The sequence below is a fragment of the Paenibacillus thiaminolyticus genome (assembly GCF_007066085.1).
GTDB classification, from domain to species: Bacteria; Bacillota; Bacilli; order Paenibacillales; family Paenibacillaceae; genus Paenibacillus_B; species Paenibacillus_B thiaminolyticus.
In genome coordinates, this window is record NZ_CP041405.1 from 736544 (window position 1) to 755097 (window position 18554).

General features: G+C 52.8%; 20 protein-coding genes. 4 read left to right on the forward strand and 16 right to left on the reverse strand.

Features of this window, described 5'->3' with window-relative positions; all coding sequences use genetic code 11:
• Positions 1-38: 38 nt before the first annotated feature.
• The 3 genes from FLT43_RS03210 to FLT43_RS03220 form a co-directional block, all read right to left on the reverse strand.
• Positions 39-884 (reverse strand): DNA alkylation repair protein, encoded by an 846-nt coding sequence (locus tag FLT43_RS03210; RefSeq protein ID WP_244194084.1) that lies wholly within the window; start codon positions 882-884, stop codon positions 39-41.
• Between the two features lie 94 nt (positions 885-978).
• Positions 979-1674 (reverse strand): Crp/Fnr family transcriptional regulator, encoded by a 696-nt coding sequence (locus tag FLT43_RS03215; RefSeq protein ID WP_087441219.1) that lies wholly within the window; start codon positions 1672-1674, stop codon positions 979-981.
• 51 nt (positions 1675-1725) lie between these two features.
• A complete protein-coding gene (locus FLT43_RS03220; RefSeq protein ID WP_087441218.1) occupies positions 1726-2133 on the reverse strand; it encodes an Lrp/AsnC family transcriptional regulator in 408 nt (135 codons plus the stop codon).
• Between the two features lie 158 nt (positions 2134-2291).
• Between FLT43_RS03220 and FLT43_RS03225 the strand changes: the two genes are divergently transcribed.
• Entirely contained in the window at positions 2292-3047 is a 756-nt protein-coding gene (locus tag FLT43_RS03225) for an MBL fold metallo-hydrolase (RefSeq protein WP_087441217.1), read from the forward strand.
• Positions 3048-3189: 142 nt separating this feature from the next.
• On the opposite strand, the gene FLT43_RS03230 is transcribed toward FLT43_RS03225, so the two are convergent.
• From FLT43_RS03230 to FLT43_RS03250, 5 genes are all read right to left on the reverse strand, one after another.
• Positions 3190-3972: an alpha/beta fold hydrolase gene (locus FLT43_RS03230; protein WP_087441216.1), complete on the reverse strand. Its 783-nt coding sequence runs from the start codon at positions 3970-3972 to the stop codon at positions 3190-3192.
• A 123-nt stretch (positions 3973-4095) separates the two neighbouring features.
• Positions 4096-4299, reverse strand: coding sequence for a hypothetical protein (locus FLT43_RS03235; protein WP_087441215.1), 204 nt, complete (start codon positions 4297-4299; stop codon positions 4096-4098).
• Positions 4296-5399 (reverse strand): GerAB/ArcD/ProY family transporter, encoded by a 1104-nt coding sequence (locus tag FLT43_RS03240; RefSeq protein ID WP_087441214.1) that lies wholly within the window; start codon positions 5397-5399, stop codon positions 4296-4298. Before FLT43_RS03240 ends, FLT43_RS03235 begins: the two co-directional genes overlap by 4 nt.
• Complete coding sequence (locus FLT43_RS03245; protein WP_087441213.1) at positions 5380-6597, reverse strand: Ger(x)C family spore germination protein; 1218 nt, start codon at positions 6595-6597, stop codon at positions 5380-5382. Before FLT43_RS03245 ends, FLT43_RS03240 begins: the two co-directional genes overlap by 20 nt.
• 5 nt (positions 6598-6602) lie before the next feature.
• On the reverse strand, positions 6603-8102 hold the full coding sequence (locus FLT43_RS03250) for a spore germination protein (RefSeq protein ID WP_087441212.1): 1500 nt from the start codon (positions 8100-8102) through the stop codon (positions 6603-6605).
• Between the two features lie 268 nt (positions 8103-8370).
• Here FLT43_RS03250 and FLT43_RS03255 point away from each other — a divergent pair, with 268 nt between their 5' ends.
• Entirely contained in the window at positions 8371-9093 is a 723-nt protein-coding gene (locus tag FLT43_RS03255; protein WP_087441224.1) for an MBL fold metallo-hydrolase, read from the forward strand.
• Between the two features lie 63 nt (positions 9094-9156).
• Here FLT43_RS03255 and FLT43_RS03260 read toward each other — a convergent pair whose 3' ends face one another.
• The 7 genes from FLT43_RS03260 to FLT43_RS03290 form a co-directional block, all read right to left on the reverse strand.
• Positions 9157-9612: an SgcJ/EcaC family oxidoreductase gene (locus tag FLT43_RS03260; protein WP_087441223.1), complete on the reverse strand. Its 456-nt coding sequence runs from the start codon at positions 9610-9612 to the stop codon at positions 9157-9159.
• A 286-nt stretch (positions 9613-9898) separates the two neighbouring features.
• Positions 9899-11359: a sensor histidine kinase gene (locus FLT43_RS03265; protein ID WP_087441211.1), complete on the reverse strand. Its 1461-nt coding sequence runs from the start codon at positions 11357-11359 to the stop codon at positions 9899-9901.
• On the reverse strand, positions 11356-12039 hold the full coding sequence (locus FLT43_RS03270; protein ID WP_164776659.1) for a response regulator transcription factor: 684 nt from the start codon (positions 12037-12039) through the stop codon (positions 11356-11358). Before FLT43_RS03270 ends, FLT43_RS03265 begins: the two co-directional genes overlap by 4 nt.
• Before the next feature lie 48 nt (positions 12040-12087).
• On the reverse strand, positions 12088-13260 hold the full coding sequence (locus tag FLT43_RS03275; protein ID WP_087441209.1) for an ABC transporter permease: 1173 nt from the start codon (positions 13258-13260) through the stop codon (positions 12088-12090).
• Positions 13257-13952, reverse strand: a complete 696-nt coding sequence (locus FLT43_RS03280; RefSeq protein ID WP_087441208.1) for an ABC transporter ATP-binding protein — start codon at positions 13950-13952, stop codon at positions 13257-13259. The genes FLT43_RS03275 and FLT43_RS03280 overlap by 4 nt, the downstream gene beginning before the upstream one ends.
• Entirely contained in the window at positions 13949-15286 is a 1338-nt protein-coding gene (locus tag FLT43_RS03285) for an efflux RND transporter periplasmic adaptor subunit (protein ID WP_244194083.1), read from the reverse strand. The genes FLT43_RS03280 and FLT43_RS03285 overlap by 4 nt, the downstream gene beginning before the upstream one ends.
• Positions 15287-15467: 181 nt before the next feature.
• A complete protein-coding gene (locus tag FLT43_RS03290; protein ID WP_087441207.1) occupies positions 15468-16523 on the reverse strand; it encodes a phosphatidylinositol-specific phospholipase C in 1056 nt (351 codons plus the stop codon).
• Positions 16524-16954: 431 nt separating this feature from the next.
• On the opposite strand from FLT43_RS03290, the gene FLT43_RS29650 reads away from it, so the two are divergent.
• Both FLT43_RS29650 and FLT43_RS30450 read left to right on the forward strand, forming a co-directional pair.
• Positions 16955-17716, forward strand: coding sequence for a transposase (locus FLT43_RS29650; protein WP_221936173.1), 762 nt, complete (start codon positions 16955-16957; stop codon positions 17714-17716).
• Complete coding sequence (locus FLT43_RS30450; RefSeq protein WP_340162471.1) at positions 17716-18120, forward strand: transposase; 405 nt, start codon at positions 17716-17718, stop codon at positions 18118-18120. The genes FLT43_RS29650 and FLT43_RS30450 overlap by 1 nt, the downstream gene beginning before the upstream one ends.
• A 187-nt stretch (positions 18121-18307) precedes the next feature.
• Here the strand turns inward: FLT43_RS30450 and FLT43_RS03300 are convergent, their stop codons facing one another.
• Positions 18308-18553, reverse strand: coding sequence for a hypothetical protein (locus tag FLT43_RS03300; RefSeq protein ID WP_087440918.1), 246 nt, complete (start codon positions 18551-18553; stop codon positions 18308-18310).
• Between the last annotated feature and the right edge of the window lies 1 nt (position 18554).

An 18554-nucleotide genomic window follows, 5' to 3' on the forward strand; every position in this document is an offset into this window, starting at 1 on the left:
ACATGCGAACGGCCTGAAGACTTCACAGGCATACAGCTTCATCCCTTCGTGATACTTCTGCTCGCCTTCGTTACAATACGCCGCGTCGCCTTTGTATCCGAAGCCTTGAGCCAGGCGTCGCATACGTGAAGCACCCATTCCGGCTTCGTCTTGGATGCGTCGTTCAGCCAGTTCCCGACCGAATCCTGCACATACTTGGCCGGGTCGGACTTTACGGCTTCCAGAAGCGGCAGCGCTTGCGCAGGATTCTCCTTCAATGCGGCAATATGCTTTGCCCACACCCCGCGAGGGCGGGTTGATTCAACAGCGAATCGGCGGAGGTTCGCATCTGCGTCTCGCACCCACTCGCGCAGCAGGCCGATGGCCTCCTGCAATTCATGAGCGATGGACTCCCGCACAGCCATCCACGCGATCTCACGGACGCCGAAGTGGGAATCCGCAGCGAACGGGCGTATGCCCGCCAGCTTGTCCTCAAGGCCGAGCCGCTCATCCAGGCCAATCACATAAGCGGCCCAGCAGCGGACGCTGTCGGATCGGTGTCCGGCCAGTTCGCCGAAGATGCCCGCTCTATCTTGAACGGATACCAGCTCCATCAGATCAAGCCAGCCTGCCGCAACCGCCGGGATGACGGTCATCATCTTCCTCTCGCTCAGTCGAGCCAGAGGAGACATGATCGTCTCACGCTCATCCTCCAATCCAAGCTCTCGAACGATCCGCCCCAGCAGCTTCTCTTGATCGACCGCAAGCCATTCTGTCAAGTTGACGGTCTCAAGTTGGCCGCGGTTAAGCAGCTCGATCACCTGCGCCGGGATTGCGCTTGCCCGGCTCGCTCCGGTCCGCATCATCATTGCCTCGTCTACAGTGCCATTCTTGTCTTGCTTCATCGGACTTGTCCTCCATCATATCGTAATCGATTCCATATCTTTACGATACGTGTTCTCGACTCCTAAAAGATGTAATGCAGCTTACAACTGCCGCTTACCCGCGCTGCCTCTCCCGAAGCTTCTCGCGATGAAGGAAGATGGTCTTGAACCCCGTCTTGATGACTCCGGCTGCCGCGAGTTCCTGCAGCGTCGCTGTAACGGCTTCTCGGCTGGCGCCGACGAGATTCGCAATCTCCTGATGCGAGATCGAATAGTCGATCCGGTAATATTCATTATCCTGAATCAGACCGAATTGATCCGCCAGCTTCAGCAAGGCGTATATGATTTTGTCCTGCAGATTGCCAAGTGCCAGATGCTGTGCCAGATCACTCATCCGGATGATGCGCTCGCTCATCACTTTGATGAGATTCAGCATGAACCGGGACCGATGGATGATGAACGATTCGAATCGGTCTGTATCCATCAGGCAGATGTCGCATTCCTCCAATGTCTCGATATACAGATATCTCGTTCCGAACGAGATGAGATCCACCTCTCCGAATACATTGCCCTCACGCAAAATATCGAGTGTGAACTGCTTGCCCTCGGCTGTCAGCTTGAACAACCGGATCGTTCCCCTTTTCACGAAATACAGCCCTTGCGGACTCGAATCCGGTGTCTGGATAAATGTATTTTTCCGGATGGTCGTAATCACGGTTAATTGATCCATCTCGATCAAGTCTTCCTCGGACAGGGAATGCAAAAGATTGAATTGTGATAAATATTCGATCTTCTCCTGGTTCGGCTTCATCCCCGATACCCCCTATATGATTCTCTCCCTCTCGTGGCCTCATTTCTCGTTTTACTTAATCACAATCGAGAGTTTATAATTCACATATTTATTTAACTTGGTTAAGAATCCATCTAATTCTTCAGTAGACGGAAACTTGCACTCCAGCAGATAACAACCTTCTCCGCTGATTTTGAAGTTATGAATGATATAGTCATGCTGTGTTTTTATAAAAGAGAGATAGGGTTCATGTTGAATGCTTTTGGTATAGATATTGATAAAAGCGTGAACCGTGTAGCCCATTTTTTTGTCGTTCAACTTAAGCGTATAACCTTCAATGATGCGTTTCTCTTCGAGCTTGATGACTCTGGCCGACGCTGCTTGCCCGGTTAAATGTACTCTCTCTCCCAGCTCCTTCATCGTCATGCGGCTATTCTTCGATAGCTCCTCAATTATTTTTTGGTCGACCTGATCGATCATCGCTCCAAATCCTTTCACATTTCAAGTAAAAACCGATAAAGTCTTGATTTAAGCTCTGTTTGCCCAGCCGCCCTACACACTATACTTGTAGTGGTAGTTCAAAAAGCCTTTTTGAACACGCACTTTAGATTAGATCTTGCAATTGGGAGGAACATTAGATGGATATTAGACTCGTACGAAATGCAACACTGGTTTTGCAATATGCTGACAAGAGGTTTTTAATCGATCCGTTTTTTGCCGCAAAAGGAACGCTTCCTCCGTTCCCCAATACCCCCAATCAAGATACGCCGAACCCGATCGTCGATCTTCCATTGCCGATAGAAGAATTGACTCAGGTTGATGCGGTTATCGTCACCCATCTGCACCCCGATCATTTTGACGAAGCCGCCAAGGCAGCTCTGCCTAAAGATATCAAAATATATGCGCAAAATGAACGAGACGCCGAGTTAATCAAAAAGGAAGGGTTTCACCAAGTCGAAACCTTCCACCAGGCCAGCATGGGAGACATCCTGCTGACCAGAACGAATGGATCACATGGAATTGGTGACATCACCCAGTTTACCGGTGAAGTATCCGGTCTCGTCTTGAGTCACCCCGATGAGCAGAAATTATATATCGCAGGAGATACCGTATGGTACAGCGGCGTTCAAGCGGCTATCGACACGCATCAGCCTGAACTTATCATCGTCAATGGAGGCGCCGCCCAATTCCTGGCAGGCGGCCCAATTACCATGACGGCCGATGATATTTATAAGACACATCAGGCAGCGCCCCAAGCCAAGATTATCGTTGTTCATATGGAATCTCTCAACCATTGCTTGCTGACAAGAGAGAAATTAAAACGCTTCATCAATGAGAAACAGATATCTAGCCATATTATGGTACCTTGTGATGGCGACATCATTTCGCTGTAAAGGAGGATGAAACAGCGCGCAGCACTACTCGTGAGACGGTGTGTGCCATTCCTTCACAATTCAAAAGGACGGCACTGCGGCATTTGTCGCGCGTACCGTCCTGCTTGCATATTACCGGATGCCAGTCTCCCGCTCTTCCGCATCAAGAGTTTATTTCGTTGCCGAGAATGTCATAGAATGGGTGCGAAGCGTGCCGCTCCTTCCACGGAGTATGCCCGCACCGAGGCAGCAGAATGCAGGTTATACCGTTGAGCACATCCGTCAGCGGGGCGAATACGCCCTGATACGGGTGCGGGTCATGCTCGCCGTGGATGGCGACGACCGGGCAGGCGATGCCCTTCCCATACTCCAGTAGCTGCCCGGAACTCCGCAGCGCGCTTGCCTCAGCCCAGATGCGTTCGTGCTGCTCGGCATTGACGGCAAGCGGCTCCGCCTGCGCCGCATCTTCCAGCGGCTCGTATGTATCGGCCTTGGTCATGAGCTGGTCCAGCCGGGTCAGATCCGGCAGGGCTTCCCCTGCCCCGAGTCTCGACATCATATCGTTCCATTCGCCCCGTTCCTCGCTGGACAAGCGGTTCATTCTCGTACTCATCATTTCCTTGGCATAAGCGTCTTCGAACGGTCCGCTGCCTATGAGGATGAGCTTGCGCACAAGCTCGGGATGGCGAGCGGCGAAGAGGAAGCCGAGCCAGGCTCCCCAGGAATACCCGATGACGGTTAGGGGAGGATGGCCGGATTCCAATAGCTGCTCCTTCATTTCCGTCACGAGTTCATCGATACTGTACTTCGTCTGATGCAGCTCCAATATTCCCGCGTGCCGCGATAACGCCGCTGCAACGGGAGCCATCTCTCCCGCTGCCCCGGGCCCGCCATGCACCAGGGCGACCGAATAAGGGGCGGAGCCATGGATGCGAATCGAGTTCATTTGCTCACCGCGTTTCGATTAAAGTTCGCCTTGAAGTTCGCCGAAGCGATTCTCTGATGCATAAATTGTACCCAATCGAGCAAATGTTCGCAACTTTTCCCAACTTACAGACTCATGACAGGCCTACCATCCTATCCGATCCACCAGCCAGGAAATCCATGCCGTCGGGTTAATCTTGCGATTCATGAATATGCTGATCCACACGGTGCATCCAAGGAGGGACAACGCCACGAACATTCCGATCTCCCGGAGCGGCGTGCGCCTGCGCACTTGAATGGCAAGAGCCCCGCCACCGGCCGCCACAAAGAACAGCAAGAACCAGATCATGCCGGCGTCTCCTCATCTTGCTTCCACCGCTTCTGAATCCAGGTCAGGAAGAGAAGCAGCAGCGGGAGCAGGATCCCGAACAGACTGTTATATTGGAAGTTATATTTTTTTCCCCAGGTGAAGGTCTGCACGATATTGTCACTAAATGTGATTGCGAACCCGGAGATGAGCAGGATAAGCGGGATGGCCACCCACGTTCTGTCCTTCAAGCGGAACAACTGGCAGATTCCCGCCACGGCGCAGTAATAGGAAATGCACAGCTTAATGAAGATCCACACGAGCCAGATAATCACGATGGTGGTCTCTATCCGTTCAATGAATTCCGCAATGCGCACCTCCTGCACGAGGATGAACAAGGGATAAATGAAATGAGAAGCTCTCGTTACGCCAAGCACGCCGATGATCACGAAAAGAACTCCGCTCAACAAGACGGTGGCCAGCGCGATGCCAAGGAGCAGAGCGTACTTGACCCTGCTCTTGACATAAGGAACAATCATCATAAGAGAGATAACCTCAAGATAGGGAAAGCCCAAAAACGATCGGGTCTCCTTTATTGTCTTCAAGAGGTTCATGGTGAACATCGGCTCGAATCGTTCCCATTTCCATTCCGCCAGCGAGAACAGGCAGATTACGATCAAAAGAAGCACGACGATGGGGGTCAAAAACTCCGTCACGCGCGCGATGCTCTCGATTCCTTTGATCGCGGCGTAGCAGGCGACGGCCAAAAACATCAGGTGAAACATCGACAGCGGCGTCCGGGGCATGAGCACTGTCTTCATGAAAGTGCCCAGATTGCGCGTCACCCAGCTTGCGGTCTCGATAAAGAAGGAGATATACAGCACAGCGAAAAGCCCTCCGATTTTATTGCCGGCCACTTTGGTGCAGATTTCGATAATGCTTAGCCCGGGATTGCCTCTCGCCAGCATTAACCATAAGCAAGCGATCAAGACGGTGGCGCTGCCCGTCCATAACGGAATGATCCATGCATCCTGCCCTGCCGCTATTATAAGTCCGCTGAGACTGAGAAATATAGCGGTTCCGACCGTAAAATTGAACACCAGTAAAAAGAACTGCCATCCGCTAATGCGTACGCTCTCCATCGCTACCCCTCTTCCTGTATGGATTAATCGTGTTCCCAATCGTGCTGACGGTGCCTTGGACCGACAGCTCCAGCTTTGTCTTCTTCCACAGTTCCTTATCCCGCTTAGCCGCGGCCCACTCTTTGCCTTTTCTTCTCTTGATTTCCGCTTCAATTCCAAGCAGGTCCCAACCTTTTTCCTTCTCCTTCTCAAAAAAATCGGATGCCTTCTTCTCCACCGTCTGCTTGAAGTTTCTCTCGATCTTATCCAAGTTCTGTAGTGTCAACGGCTCATCCTGGCTATTATTCAGAAGCTGTATCTTCGTGATAAGCTCAATCCGGAGAATGGGCTCCCCGTGTACGAGTGAGAGCTTCCGCCGCATCTTTGGATGGGGCATCTCAACATCGACGTGCTGATCATGGATGGTCAACGATTGATACAGGGTGCCAATCTCGCCTTTCAGCAAATAGTACCAGGCCAGTTCCGCGTCGGTCAGCTTCCCAACCATCCGATCCGTCTCAAATACGGCACCTCCGCTCAACAGAAAATTGCCATGGGTGGCATCGATATGTTCGAACCGGTTCGTCGTCAGCTCGGACGGCAATTCGGACAGCCTTATGACGGGCAACACAGTCATCTTGAAGGTTTCCATGTTTTCGACGAAATCCTTCACCCTCGCCTGCTTGCTGGACTGGTCCGAATATTTGGATTTGAGTTCAATAATGGAACGAGCCGCCCGGCCCGGCAGCCGTTCGATCGGGATATACGTGTTCATGATTTCCGACAGCGGCGAATCCGTGACGAACAAATAGATAGTAGACCGGCGATCCGGCTGTTTTTCGAAAAAATTGATTAATTCAAGCATGCCCGACTCCGCAAGCCGCTCCGTCACGATCAGTCCCTGGTAATGATCGTAGAACGGCCGCCTCGGGATGATGTCGTACAACTTGTCTCCAATATCTCCCAGGGTATATGCTTCGATCCGGTAGGTGTATACAGGAGCTTTCATGCCGGCCGATTTCTGGGAAGCCGTGCCCCCCGGATTGATCACCTGATAGTAGGTCGTATATTTTCCGCTCTCCGGCTCCTTGTCCAATCCGACCAGATTGACGATCGCCAACTGATCGATTTCCGCCATGTCCCAGCAGCCGGGCAGACAAAGACAGCAGATGCCGATAAGGAGCAGCTTGCCTGCCCGATAGATTGCCTTGAACCTCATAGACCTCACCTTTTTTTACGCTTAGTTTTATTCATGCGGGGGAACGTCGTCATCCACGTCCGCGGCACGCGAGCGAGCACATCCTTCCAGTCCGAGGTGAACGTCGGCGCCACCGGAGCGAGATAAGGCACGCCGAACGACTGAAGGGATGCGAGGTGAACAAGGGTGAACAGCACACCGCATAGGATCCCGAAGCCCCCGGAGAAGGCGGCCAATATCATGTAAAAATATTGAAGAAAGCGCTGGGTGATGCCGAAGTTGTAGAATGGCGCGACAAAATGGGCAATCGCCGTAATCGCGACGACGATGACCATGGCGGCGGACACCAGGCCTGCGCTGACGGCCGCTTCGCCTAGCACGAGCGCGCCCACGATGGAGATCGCTTGTCCGGCGACCCGCGGCATGCGCAATCCCGCCTCCCGCAGCACTTCAAATATAATCATCATAAGGAACGCCTCCACGGAAGAAGGAAACGGCACCCCCTCCCGCTGCGCCGATATGCTGATAAGCAGCGCGGGCGGAAGCAATTCATGATGATAGGATGTTACGGCAATATAGAGCGCGGGAATAAATACCGCCAGCAAAAAAGCGAGAAACCGGATCCAGAGCAAAAATGTGGCGATATCCGCCCGCTGATAATAATCCTCGGGTGACGTGAAGCTCTGCAGGAAGGTGTAGGGGCCGACCAGAGCCAACGGGCTGCCGTCCACCAGAATCGCTACTCTCCCTTCCAACAGGTGAGATGAGACGACGTCAGGCCGTTCCGTTCGCATCAAGGTGGGAAAGATGGTCAGCGTCTTATCCTGAATCCATTCCTCGATGTAAGTGCCCTCCAAAATGCTGTCCGAATGAATGCGGCTTATCCTTGTCCGGAACTCTTCGAGTACTTGATCGGGAACAAGCGATCCCATGTAGGCAATAATGACCTTCGTCTCGGTTGCCTTGCCGATTTTCATTTGCTCCAGCCGCAAATCCGAGGTGCGGATTCTTTTGCGCAGAAGTCCGATGTGGGTCGCAATATCCTCATTAAAGGCCTCATGCGGTCCACGCACCGTCGTCTCCGTCTTCGGCTCCGAAAGGGGGCGGTGATAGAACTTCGATACATCCAGCACAAGGATACGCGGCGCTCCCCGGATGACAAGCAGCGCTTTTCCCTCCAGCAGATGCTGGGCGCACGAATGCAAATCCGGGGCAGCCGCAATCGAGGCGATTGGGATTCGCCGCTTCACCATGTCCTCTACATTCGAGTCTCCGTCCGGAAGATGAGACAGCGGCTGCTCGGCAAACATGCGAAGCACGTTGTCCTCAATTTTGTTCTTGTCGACCAGCGTCTCGAGAAATAAGCATCGCCCTTCTAACTCGGGCTGCTGAATAACGAATGAATGATTGACAAGATCGGGCGGATCTCCAATCACGCTCGTCAGACACTGAAGAAATTCGTCCGCGCGGCCCGGATCAAATACAAGGTTGCCGGAACTCTCGCGGAGATGACTGCTCTTGCTCATGGGACTGGCCTCCGGGTAGTGATATTCGGTTTCAGTTATTTCCATACGTAGACAAAGAAATACCCGGAACCCAAGAGGGAGAATTGCGGCGAGGATTATCTGATCTGCTGTTGTGCTTGTAGACAACAAATATACTATTGACAAAATATTATTTTTGTGTTATAATTAAATATTTTGTAATTTACAAAGAATGTTTCATCTGATACGATGTGTATGAACATTGAATTGGAGGGGATATCATTTGACGCACAGCAAGAGTGAGCTTCGCATGCTCACGGTTAGCGCGGACATGATGGGCCGCACCGTGACGATTCATCCAGCCGTGCTCTGGGATGAGGACGATATGGTATTGGTGGATACGACTTACCCCGGTCAGCTTCCGCTGTTGACTGCCGAGTTGTCTCGCGCCGGCCTGTCCTTCGAGCGATTGAGCAAGGTCATTATCACGCATCAGGATCTCGATCATATCGGGAGCCTGCCGGCCATCGCAGCGCAGTTCGCCGCCCGGGTCGAAGTGCTGGCCAGCCTGATCGAGAAGCCGTTCATCCAAGGAGAACAGCAGCTGCTGAAGCTGACTCCCGCAGCGATAGCGGAAGCAGTCAGCTCTCTGCCTGCCAACGTGCCGGAACAATGGAGGCTCGGATTCAAGCATACGCTGGAGAATCCGCCCAAGGGTCCGGTGCATGCGACCCTATCGGACAAGCAGCGCTTGCCGATCTGCGGCGGAATCATCGTCATAGGCACGCCGGGACATACTCCCGGACATATCAGCCTGTATCATGAACCGAGCCGCACCCTCATCGCGGGAGACGCCTTAATCGTAGAAGAAGGGCAACTATACGGACCTGATCCGCGATACTGTATCGATTACGAATTGGCGCAGCAATCTCTCGCCGCCCTGCTGGATTATGATATTCAACAGGTCATTTGCTTTCATGGCGGACAGTATGACGGAGATGGCCAGCGGCGGATTGCCGAACTGGTGAAATAGAAGCGGCAGCGATATCAAGAGTTCACGCCAGGGCCCGCGTGACTCTCCCCTCGTTATGCCCTGTTATGTCCGGTTCAGCACTTCCGTCAATTCTTCCGTCATTTGCCGGACAAGCTCCGGCCGGCCGTGGAACTGGGCCGGCGTATTCTGAAATAATTCAATCCGCCATGATTCTCCGGCGCGAACCGCAACCAGCGTGTGATGGGTATTCACGTTCGGGTTCAGCTCCGATTGTCCGGGCGGCACCATGCCGGCAATCGCCCGCAATAAGGCGGTATTCGATTCAAGCAAGCGGACATATTTTACTTTGGTCGTAAAAGGAGCCGTCGGATGATGCTCAAAGATGGGCTGAAGATGCCCAAGTATGTCATCCTGGCCGCTTGCCAGACTGCCGTCGAAGCCGATCAACTCGCCGTCCGCGGCGAACAGCTCCGCCATCCCGGCAGCACTGCGGCTGTTCCATGCGTCTATCAGTTGATGATACAAACTCTCTACTTCTGTGGTTGCCTGTTCTTGCATAGCGATTCCTCCTCTATCGTTCGGCAGCTTGCCTCCATTCTGCTTCGGCACGACCTGCTGTCTCATCCTGCCTGTCATCGGTCTCATTATCGGCTCGATCGCTCTTCGTCATTCATCACTCGAACCTTGAATCTCGCCTCTATCTAGTCCAATCTCATTTTCCCGTAACAGATCACCCCCTTGTCAACTTACGTCTTGACTTTCCCGCCAAATGGAAGGTGTGACAGGATAACGGATACATCATACCAACGGAACCAAGGCAGCCATGAATGCATGGCTGCCTTGTTCATTCGGAGCGCTGCCGCCCCTTCGTCTGTTCAGGCTCCAGCTCTGTTAGCGGCAGCCTGAACAGGAAGGTCGTCCCTTGCTGCGGAATACTGTACACTTCGATCGGCGCCCGATGCTGATCGAGAATCGCTTTGACGATGGACAGACCGATGCCGGCGCCGTTCTTCCTCGTCCTCGCCTTGTCCGTCTTGTAAAACCGCTCCCAGATGCGTCCGATGTCTTCTGACTCCATGCCGATGCCTTGATCGGAAATGCCGACAACCGCATGCTTTGCATCCGCCTTGGAGATCCTCACCGTTATCCGGGTGCCTGGCCGGGAGTACTCAATCGCATTTTGCAGCAGATTGACCACGACCTGCTCGATCCGATCGGGGTCGGCATGCACCCACAGATCATGATCGGCATCCGCTTGGTCGAACACCACTTCATGCTTGCTTAACTGCGGATCCATCCGGGCCAGTACCTGGCGAACCTTCTCTGTCATATTGAAGGTCACCGGAACGATCTGGAACTGTCCCGCTTCAATTTTGGCGATATCCAGCAGATCATTCACGAGGCGGATGAGCCGCTTATTCTGTTCCTGCACGATCCGGATATATTTCGCCATCCGCTCGGGCGGTATCGTGCCGTCCAAGATCGCTTCCAAATACCCGTTCATGGACGTTAATGGGGAGCGCATATCATGGGATACATTGGCAACGAATTCTTTGCGCATCCGATCCAGGCTCCCCAGGTCTTGCGCCATCTGTTCAAGCGCCCGCGCCAACCGCCCGAGCTCGTCCCGGGAATGAACCGGAATCTCGATCTGGAACTGTCCCTTGGCGATGGAGCGCGAGGCGGCTTCCAGCTTCTTCACCCTTCGCGACAGATGATTGGAGAGCATGAACGCGAACAATGCCCCGCACGAGAGCATAATGCCAATCCCGATCCAGAGCGGCTTGTTCCAAATGCGGACATCCCGCTGGAATAGATTGGAGGCCGTGAGCAGGACGAAGTCCCCCTCACCGTCGACGCGCAGCGTCTGCCCGACGAGCACCGCCTTGCCCCGGCCGAATGTCTCCTCGCCGAAATAACGGCCGTCGGCAATGCCGGCAAGAACCTCTTGAATGCGGGCTTCATCCAGACGATAGGGCCCCGTCTCGGCTTCCAGCTTGTAGCGGACGTTCCCGGTCGCCTGATGAATAATGTACAGGGAGCGGACATGTCTCGGTACGGTCAGCTCCAGTCCCGCCACCACCATCTCGTCATTCCAGCCGTTCTGCTTCGCCTCGGTCAGGAAATGTCCGATTCGGTCCAGCTGCATGCGGTCATCCAGGCGCTGTCTTTTCATCAGATCGCCCTTGAAGAATAATCCGGAAATGAAGCCGAACAAGCCGTAAGAGACCACCAGCATAATGAGGAGCAGCACGAAAATCTTGACGAATAAGCCGTTCGCATGCCGCCATCCGTTCCGCCTCATGACGCTGCCTCGAATTTGTAGCCGATGCCCCAGACGGTCACGATGCTCCAATAAGCGGACTCGCCCAGCTTCTCCCGCAGCCGCTTAATATGCACGTCCACCGTGCGGGCATCGCCTTCATAATCGGCGCCCCAGACTTGCCGCAGCAGCTGTTCACGCGTGAACACCTTGTTCGGATGTCCCGCCAGCACTTGAAGGAGCTCCAGCTCCTTCGGGGCCAAGGCCACTTCCTGATCGCGGACGGACACCTTCTGATCCTGCGGCGTGATGCATAGCTCCGGATACTGAATCGAAGCCTTGAACAAGGCAGGGTTGGTGCGCCGCAAGACCGCTTGCACACGTGCGATTAGCTCCTTCGGATCGAAGGGCTTGACAATATAGTCATCCGCTCCGCTGGAAAATCCCTTCAGCTTGTCATAGCTCTCCCCGTTCCCGGTGACCATAATAATCGGAATATCTCCCTCGGCGCGGATTTCTTTGCATACCTGCCAGCCGTCCAGCTCCGGAAGCATAATATCGAGCAGCACGAGATCAGGGGGCATCACATCCAGCAGCTCCACAGCTGCCGCTCCATCCTCCGCAATCGAGTACGTATATCCGTGCTTGTCCAAATAGAGGGCAATCAATTCCGAAATATACGCATCATCCTCAACGATTAAAATATGCGGTGACTTCTGCACTGCTATTCCTCCTCTGACTCTGCCTGTGCCTTAACGGCCGTTCTCCTCTTAATCGTAACGCAGAGCGTCGACCGGTTTCAAATTCGCGGCTTTGTTCGCCGGGAACAGGCCGAACACGATCCCGATCGCCGCGGAGAAAGTGAACGACAGCCACATCATGTCAGGCGCGACCGCGAACGGAATGCCCATCGCTTTGCTCCCTGCATACGCGCCGCCCAGTCCGGCTGCAATGCCCAGCACGCCGCTGATGCTGCTGATCGTGACGGCTTCCAGCAGGAACTGCTGCATAATATCGCGCTTCTTCGCGCCAAGAGACTTGCGGATGCCGATCTCGCGCGTCCGTTCCGTCACCGATACGAGCATAATATTCATGATGCCGATACCGCCGACGAGCAGGGAGATTGAAGCGATTCCCGCTAGCAGCAGCGTCATCGTCTGGGTTACGCTTCCGAGCGCTTCGAGCATATCCGCCTGATTATACACGTTGTAGCTGTCGTCGGACCCGCGGAATTTTTTAGATAATCGGGTCTCCAGCTCCGCCATAATCGAATCGGCCTGTTCCGCGTCCGCGAACTTGACGTAGACTGTCCGAATCCCTTTCGACTGCAGGAGCCGCTCGCCTCTCGTTAACGGAACCCAGATCTTATTGTCATTGTTTCCGCCCAGCGAGCTGCCTTTCGATGCCATGACGCCAACGATGCGGAAAGAGATTCCGTTCAGCGAGAGCTGCTGTCCAAGCGGATTCCCTTGCGGGAACAAGGTCTTCGCCGCATCCGCTCCGATGATGGCCACCCGCTGATAGAGCTCGACATCTATCGGGAGGATGAAGCGCCCGCTCTCCACGTGATTGTCGCGGACCGCTTCATATTCCGGCGTAATGCCTTCTACTTGCAGGTTCGTGTTGTTCGTTCCCGCCTTCGCCTGGACGCTGCCGTTGATGAACGGAGAGACGGCCTCAACGCCGTCAATGTCCTCGAAGGCCAGCGCCTCCTCTAACGTGAGCGACGATACTGCGCCCCTTCCCGTTATCGTGACCGAGATCAGATTGGACCCGAGACTCGCTACCTGGGATTGCACTTGCTTGGCCGAGCCTTCTCCCACCGACACCATGATAATGACAGCGGCCACTCCGATAACGATGCCCAGCATCGTCAGCAGCGTGCGCATCTTATTCGCCAATATGCTGCGCCAGGCCATCTTCCATGCTTGCATCCATGTCACGGGGCGAACCTCCTTACGACTTGAATGCGCCCATCCTGTATGCGCACGACGCTCCCGGCTTCCTCGGCCACATCCGGATCGTGGGTAATCAAGACGATAGTGTGGCCTTTCCGGTTCAGATCCTTCATGATGGCGAGCACCTCATGTCCCGTCTTCGTATCCAATGCCCCGGTCGGCTCGTCTGCGAGGATGACCGGCGGCTCTCCGATCAGCGCTCTCGCAATCGCGACCCGCTGCTGCTGACCGCCCGACAGCTGCCGCGGCAAAAAATTCAGCTTGCTCTCCAGCCCGACCTGCGTAAGCGCCTGCATTGCCAATTCATGCCTTTTTTTGGCTGGCATGCCGCGGTAAATAAGCGGAAGCTCCACATTTTCCATCGCGGTAAGCGCAGGCAGCAAGTAAAAGCTCTGAAAAATAAAACCGATCTTCCGGTTGCGAATATCCGCCAGTTGATTGCCGGATAACTTGCTTACCTCTTGGCCGTCCAGCCAGTAGGTTCCGCTCGTTGGCGTATCGAGGCAGCCCATCATATTCATGAGCGTCGATTTGCCGGAGCCGGACGGCCCGATAATGGCCATCATCTCGCCCGCATAGACGGTCAGGTTAACCCCGTTCAGAGACAGCATCTCTTCGCCGCCCATCCGGTAGGCCTTGGACATGTTCTCGATATGTATGACCGCCTGCTTGCTCATCGGCCGCCCCCTGCAGGCATGCGGGTGGCGCCGTCAGGTATGCGGGTGCCGCCGCTCGGGTAGCTTCCGTTTCTTCCGGCGCTGCCGCCGAAGCCGCCCATTCCCCCGAACGAGGATTGTTGGCTGCTGTTCGCGGATGCGCGAACGGTAGGCAAGATGACCATCTCCCCTTCCTTCAAGCCGCTGACGATTTCAAAATAGCTTTCATTATTAATCCCCGTCGCCACCTCGGTTAACTTGCCGGCGCCTGCACTCGGAACGCCCGCCTGACCCCGGCCGGCCCAAGCGGCCGCATCTCCGTCAGGACGCTCCGTTCTATTGGCGCTATCCGCTCCGCCGGCTTGATTCTGCCCCGCTCCCGACTCGCGCTGCCGTTCCGGCCGTTCCTGCTGCGGCGCTTCGTCGCCTGCACCGCCGGCTTGGTCCGCCCAGACCGTGACATACGACTTGCCGCTGCGCTGGGTAACCGCTTCGATCGGCACTAGCAGTACATCTGACTTGCTGTTCACGTCGATCTGGGCCTGGACCGACATCCCGCTTTTGACCCCTTGGCTAGACGATAATTGAATCGTGACATCGAATACGGATACCCCGCCGGAAGCCGTGCCTTCATCGGCAATCGCGCTTACTGTTCCTTCGATCGACGTGTCCGCCAGCGCGTCGAATGTCAACGCCGCCTGTTGCTTCAGCTTGATGCTCGGTATATCCATTTCATCGACTTGAATCACGGCCTGAAGCTGCGTATAATCCACAATTGTCGCTATCGAGCCGCTTTGGTTCAATTGCGAGCCTTCGTTAATGTTCAACGCCGTCACGGTGCCGCTGATCGGAGCCTTGATTGCCTTTTCCTTGGCCTGATCGGCCCGCTTCTGCTCCAATTCCTTTTGCGCCAGGGCGAGATCCAGCTTCATGTTTTCAATTTCGACCGCGATGGACGGTCTCGCTTCCTCACCCGCTTCTTTATACTTTGTTTTCAGATTTTCGAACTCCAGTTCCTTCTTCTGAAGCTGAATCTCCTGCTTCTCGATTTCGTTCGTCAGATCTTCTTTTTCGAATGTCGCAAGCACCGCTCCTTTCTCGACCCGGTCGCCGACATCGTACAATATTTTATCAATCTTGCCCGCGTCTCCCGACCTCACCTCCGCGGTATTGCTGGGCGAGACCGTACCCGAGCCGCTTACGGTTACCTCCAAATCTCCCTTCACCACTCTCGCCATTGACGGCAGAGCGGCGGTTTGATCTGTCTTCGGCTGCTTGTACCACCAATAATATCCTGCCATACATAGCGTGATGACAACGACGGCTGTCAGCAGCAGCTTCCATTTGGATCGCATATTCCCTCTCCTGTCTCCCTTCTCATGCGTGCGGCGCGCTTCTGCCGCGTTCCGTTCTTGCCGCAAGTCTTATTGCCGTATTAGTGTAGCAAAAAACTATGAACAACCTATGAACGCCAAAAAGCCCCCCGATGCCGGGAGGCCGCACAAGTGACATGTTCACAGACGGGAGGAAATAGGCTTATTTTAATAGGCTCTTATTCGCCCGAATAATATTTTCAATCAATCCTTTTCCCGGAAAATCTGCAGCAACAATGCCGGTATACTTAACATTGTTATTTGCTATATAATCCGTTGTCAAAACATTAGTCCCTTCAAATGCAATGGTGCATATCCCGAGGAAGCAATCCGTTCTGGGGAAATCCGGATAGGAATCTGACCAGCCGGGAGTAGTCAGCCCCGTAGCAAGCCGGGGAGCCGATGTTCCTGGGCTGCTGTGCCCGCTTGCAACAAAGTAGGGATACGCGATATTCCCGCCGCTTAAATAATTGATGAATTTGGTTTGAGATCCTTTTTGATGGCTTTCATTGGCCTTCTGCAATTGTTTTTTTACATCCAGCCATTTTTGGTATAAATCCCAATTCGTTGAGACCGTATAATTATCTTGAATATCAAATTGATGCGCATAATCGATACCGATATTCGACCCGGCAACGTTACGGAGGATAACAATTTTTCCTCTCATCTCTCCTAGAGTAGGGTTGGTTATCGAGCCGTTTTTGCTGTCCCAAAAAAAGCCAGGATAGCTATCGATATATCTCTGAAGAGTATCATTGAACACGCGGTCGGGAACAGAACTGTGTTCTTGTTTGATGCGCATCAGAACCGTTTCGCTCGGATTGCGCTTAAAAAAGTCAGTAACTTCATACAATACGTCCCCGAACATGGCATCTAAATAGTAGGAACCATGATGTAGCGAAAACGAACCGTCAACATAACGGCAACGAATGTCCAAAAAGCGAATTCCGGAATTTAATTGCGTGTTGAGCGGCATAGATTGAGTATACACATGGTCAGTTGCAGGCTGATTCGTCCGGTAAGCCATGCTGTCATGGGTGCCTGGAATGGATAAATCACTTAATCTAGCATCATCTCGAATCAAGCTCATCCAGTTTGGATTGTGATATCCTATGGTTGCGTCATGAGAATATCCAGGATGCCAATGTGCGGACGCAGGCTGCGCATGAACTCCCAGCATCGAAATTGCAAGAATGGAGTAGAGAATGATCTTCTTCATTACCTATCGGTATCCTTTCTTAGCGTAATTTAAAAAAGTTTGCACCTTAACGAACTCCCCCAATGCTCCCTCTTTTTGAAGCAGCATACTAAGTATAGTATGGATGTAGCGATGATTTGAAATAAGCATAGTTATTTTGTGTTTCAATCATGTGAAAAACGTGAATCCCTCGATCCCCAGCCCTGTTACGACTGGCTTCACTTTGCAAAGAGTGAATCTCAAGCTGGCTGTGCCGTCTGGATTGGCATGGCTTAACGAAAAAAGCCCCCGCTGCCGGGCAATGTCATTAAGATAAGGCGTGGAAACCATAATCAAGCACAAGAGCAGGTTATCGAAAAGATAGCCCGCTCTTTTTTTGAAAGAAAATCAAGACTTAACAGGTAGATGGATATGTGTGGCGAAGACCCTTGAAACACGAGGAGGCCACGTCCATGAATGAGTATGCGAATTCGCTAAAAAAAACGCTGACATCCCTCATACGAGAAATGGCAGCCGCACCAGCTCCTTATGTCAAAAACCCTGAAAAAGATTTTACCCGAAAGAAAAAGCTGCCCTTTGAAACGGTGATGCAACTCCTGATCTCCATGGGAGGGAACAGCCTATATAAGGAACTTTTGGAATCACAAGGCTATGACGTAAACACCGCAACCACTTCCGCTTTTGTCCAACAGAGGAATAAAGTGCTGCCGTCTGCTGTGGAATTCTTGTTTCACGCATTTACGCAATCGGTTACGGATATCAAGGACTACCGAGGGTATCGGCTACTTGCCGTTGACGGTTCGGATTTGCATATCGCAACTGACTCTGCGGACACGGACACCTATTTTCAAAGTCAACCGAACACGAAAGGCTATAACCTTCTGCATTTGAACGCTGCCTATGACTTGTGCAACAGACTGTACGTGGATGCCATTGTTCAGCCACGAAGGTTATGCAACGAGGGAAGGGCGCTGGCTGCTATGGTTCACCGTTCTCCAATCAAGGGCAAAACCATTGTGATTGCCGATAGAGGTTATGAAAGTTACAACAATTTCGCGCATCTTGAACGCAAAGGGTGGAACTATGTCATACGGGTAAAGGATTTGGATTCCAATGGTATTCTTTCGGGCTTGCGTTTGCCCTCTAGCGGAGAGTTTGATAGGAACGTTCATCTGACACTCACCAAAAAAACAAACCAAAGAGGTCAAGGCTAATCCCGAGATTTACAAGTTCGTTCCTTCCACGTCAACCTTTGATTTTTTTGGATTTGCATGAGAACTTGTTTTACCCGATTTCCTTTCGGGTGGTTCGTTTCGTCCTGCCGAGTGGCGCTTTTGAGACCGTCATTACGAATCTTACCGCCACGGATTTCCCACCGGGTGAAATCATGTCAATGTATAACATGCGATGGGGCATTGAAACCTCATTCCGGGCATTAAAGTACACTGTCGGTCTGACGAATTTTCATGCAAAGAAACGAGAGTCCATCACCCAGGAGATATTCGCAAGAATGATCCTGTACAATTTCGCTGAAATGATAACCTCGCACGTCGTCATTTCCCAAATGGAGAAACGGCACCCCTATCAAGTTAACTTCACGGTTGCCGTTCACGTGTAGACACTTCCTGCGCTCAAGGGACGATGAACCCCGCCTGATGTTGAAGCGCTGATTCGCAAAAACATTTTGCCGATTCGACCCATTCGCCCAGGGCAGCAGAATACGCGCAAAATACGCTACAAATCAGTGGTTAGCTTCGTCTATAGAGTAGCATAATTTGTTTCATATGAACATTTTTTTAAGCGGATCATCCCTCCGCTTTGTTTGCTGTACACTTTTTTCCTTGCTTGTATACAAAAAAGAAACGGCACAGGGCTTTTTCCCATGCCGTTTCGGATTCCATTTTTATTTCCGCTCTTGTCTTGGAGCTAAACTTAATGACATTGCGCTGCCGGGAGGCTTCGTTCGTCATTCTCGTTGTTATATACCCATGATGTCGTTCACCCGCAGCTTTGCGGCCATTCCCATTCGATGTCAACATACTTCTTTTCATC

What these genes read in the sequence shown, in the direction of transcription:
- FLT43_RS03210 (WP_244194084.1), bottom strand. Translation starts at nt 884, where the DNA reads ATGAAGCAAGACAAGAATGGCACTGTAGACGAGGCAATGATGATGCGG.
- FLT43_RS03215 (WP_087441219.1), bottom strand. Translation starts at nt 1,674, where the DNA reads ATGAAGCCGAACCAGGAGAAGATCGAATATTTATCACAATTCAATCTT.
- FLT43_RS03220 (WP_087441218.1), bottom strand. Translation starts at nt 2,133, where the DNA reads ATGATCGATCAGGTCGACCAAAAAATAATTGAGGAGCTATCGAAGAAT.
- FLT43_RS03225 (WP_087441217.1), top strand. Translation starts at nt 2,292, where the DNA reads ATGGATATTAGACTCGTACGAAATGCAACACTGGTTTTGCAATATGCT.
- FLT43_RS03230 (WP_087441216.1), bottom strand. Translation starts at nt 3,972, where the DNA reads ATGAACTCGATTCGCATCCATGGCTCCGCCCCTTATTCGGTCGCCCTG.
- FLT43_RS03235 (WP_087441215.1), bottom strand. Translation starts at nt 4,299, where the DNA reads ATGATCTGGTTCTTGCTGTTCTTTGTGGCGGCCGGTGGCGGGGCTCTT.
- FLT43_RS03240 (WP_087441214.1), bottom strand. Translation starts at nt 5,399, where the DNA reads ATGGAGAGCGTACGCATTAGCGGATGGCAGTTCTTTTTACTGGTGTTC.
- FLT43_RS03245 (WP_087441213.1), bottom strand. Translation starts at nt 6,597, where the DNA reads ATGAGGTTCAAGGCAATCTATCGGGCAGGCAAGCTGCTCCTTATCGGC.
- FLT43_RS03250 (WP_087441212.1), bottom strand. Translation starts at nt 8,102, where the DNA reads ATGAGCAAGAGCAGTCATCTCCGCGAGAGTTCCGGCAACCTTGTATTT.
- FLT43_RS03255 (WP_087441224.1), top strand. Translation starts at nt 8,371, where the DNA reads ATGCTCACGGTTAGCGCGGACATGATGGGCCGCACCGTGACGATTCAT.
- FLT43_RS03260 (WP_087441223.1), bottom strand. Translation starts at nt 9,612, where the DNA reads ATGCAAGAACAGGCAACCACAGAAGTAGAGAGTTTGTATCATCAACTG.
- FLT43_RS03265 (WP_087441211.1), bottom strand. Translation starts at nt 11,359, where the DNA reads ATGAGGCGGAACGGATGGCGGCATGCGAACGGCTTATTCGTCAAGATT.
- FLT43_RS03280 (WP_087441208.1), bottom strand. Translation starts at nt 13,952, where the DNA reads ATGAGCAAGCAGGCGGTCATACATATCGAGAACATGTCCAAGGCCTAC.
- FLT43_RS03285 (WP_244194083.1), bottom strand. Translation starts at nt 15,286, where the DNA reads ATGCGATCCAAATGGAAGCTGCTGCTGACAGCCGTCGTTGTCATCACG.
- FLT43_RS03290 (WP_087441207.1), bottom strand. Translation starts at nt 16,523, where the DNA reads ATGAAGAAGATCATTCTCTACTCCATTCTTGCAATTTCGATGCTGGGA.
- FLT43_RS29650 (WP_221936173.1), top strand. Translation starts at nt 16,955, where the DNA reads ATGAATGAGTATGCGAATTCGCTAAAAAAAACGCTGACATCCCTCATA.
- FLT43_RS03300 (WP_087440918.1), bottom strand. Translation starts at nt 18,553, where the DNA reads ATGAAAAGAAGTATGTTGACATCGAATGGGAATGGCCGCAAAGCTGCG.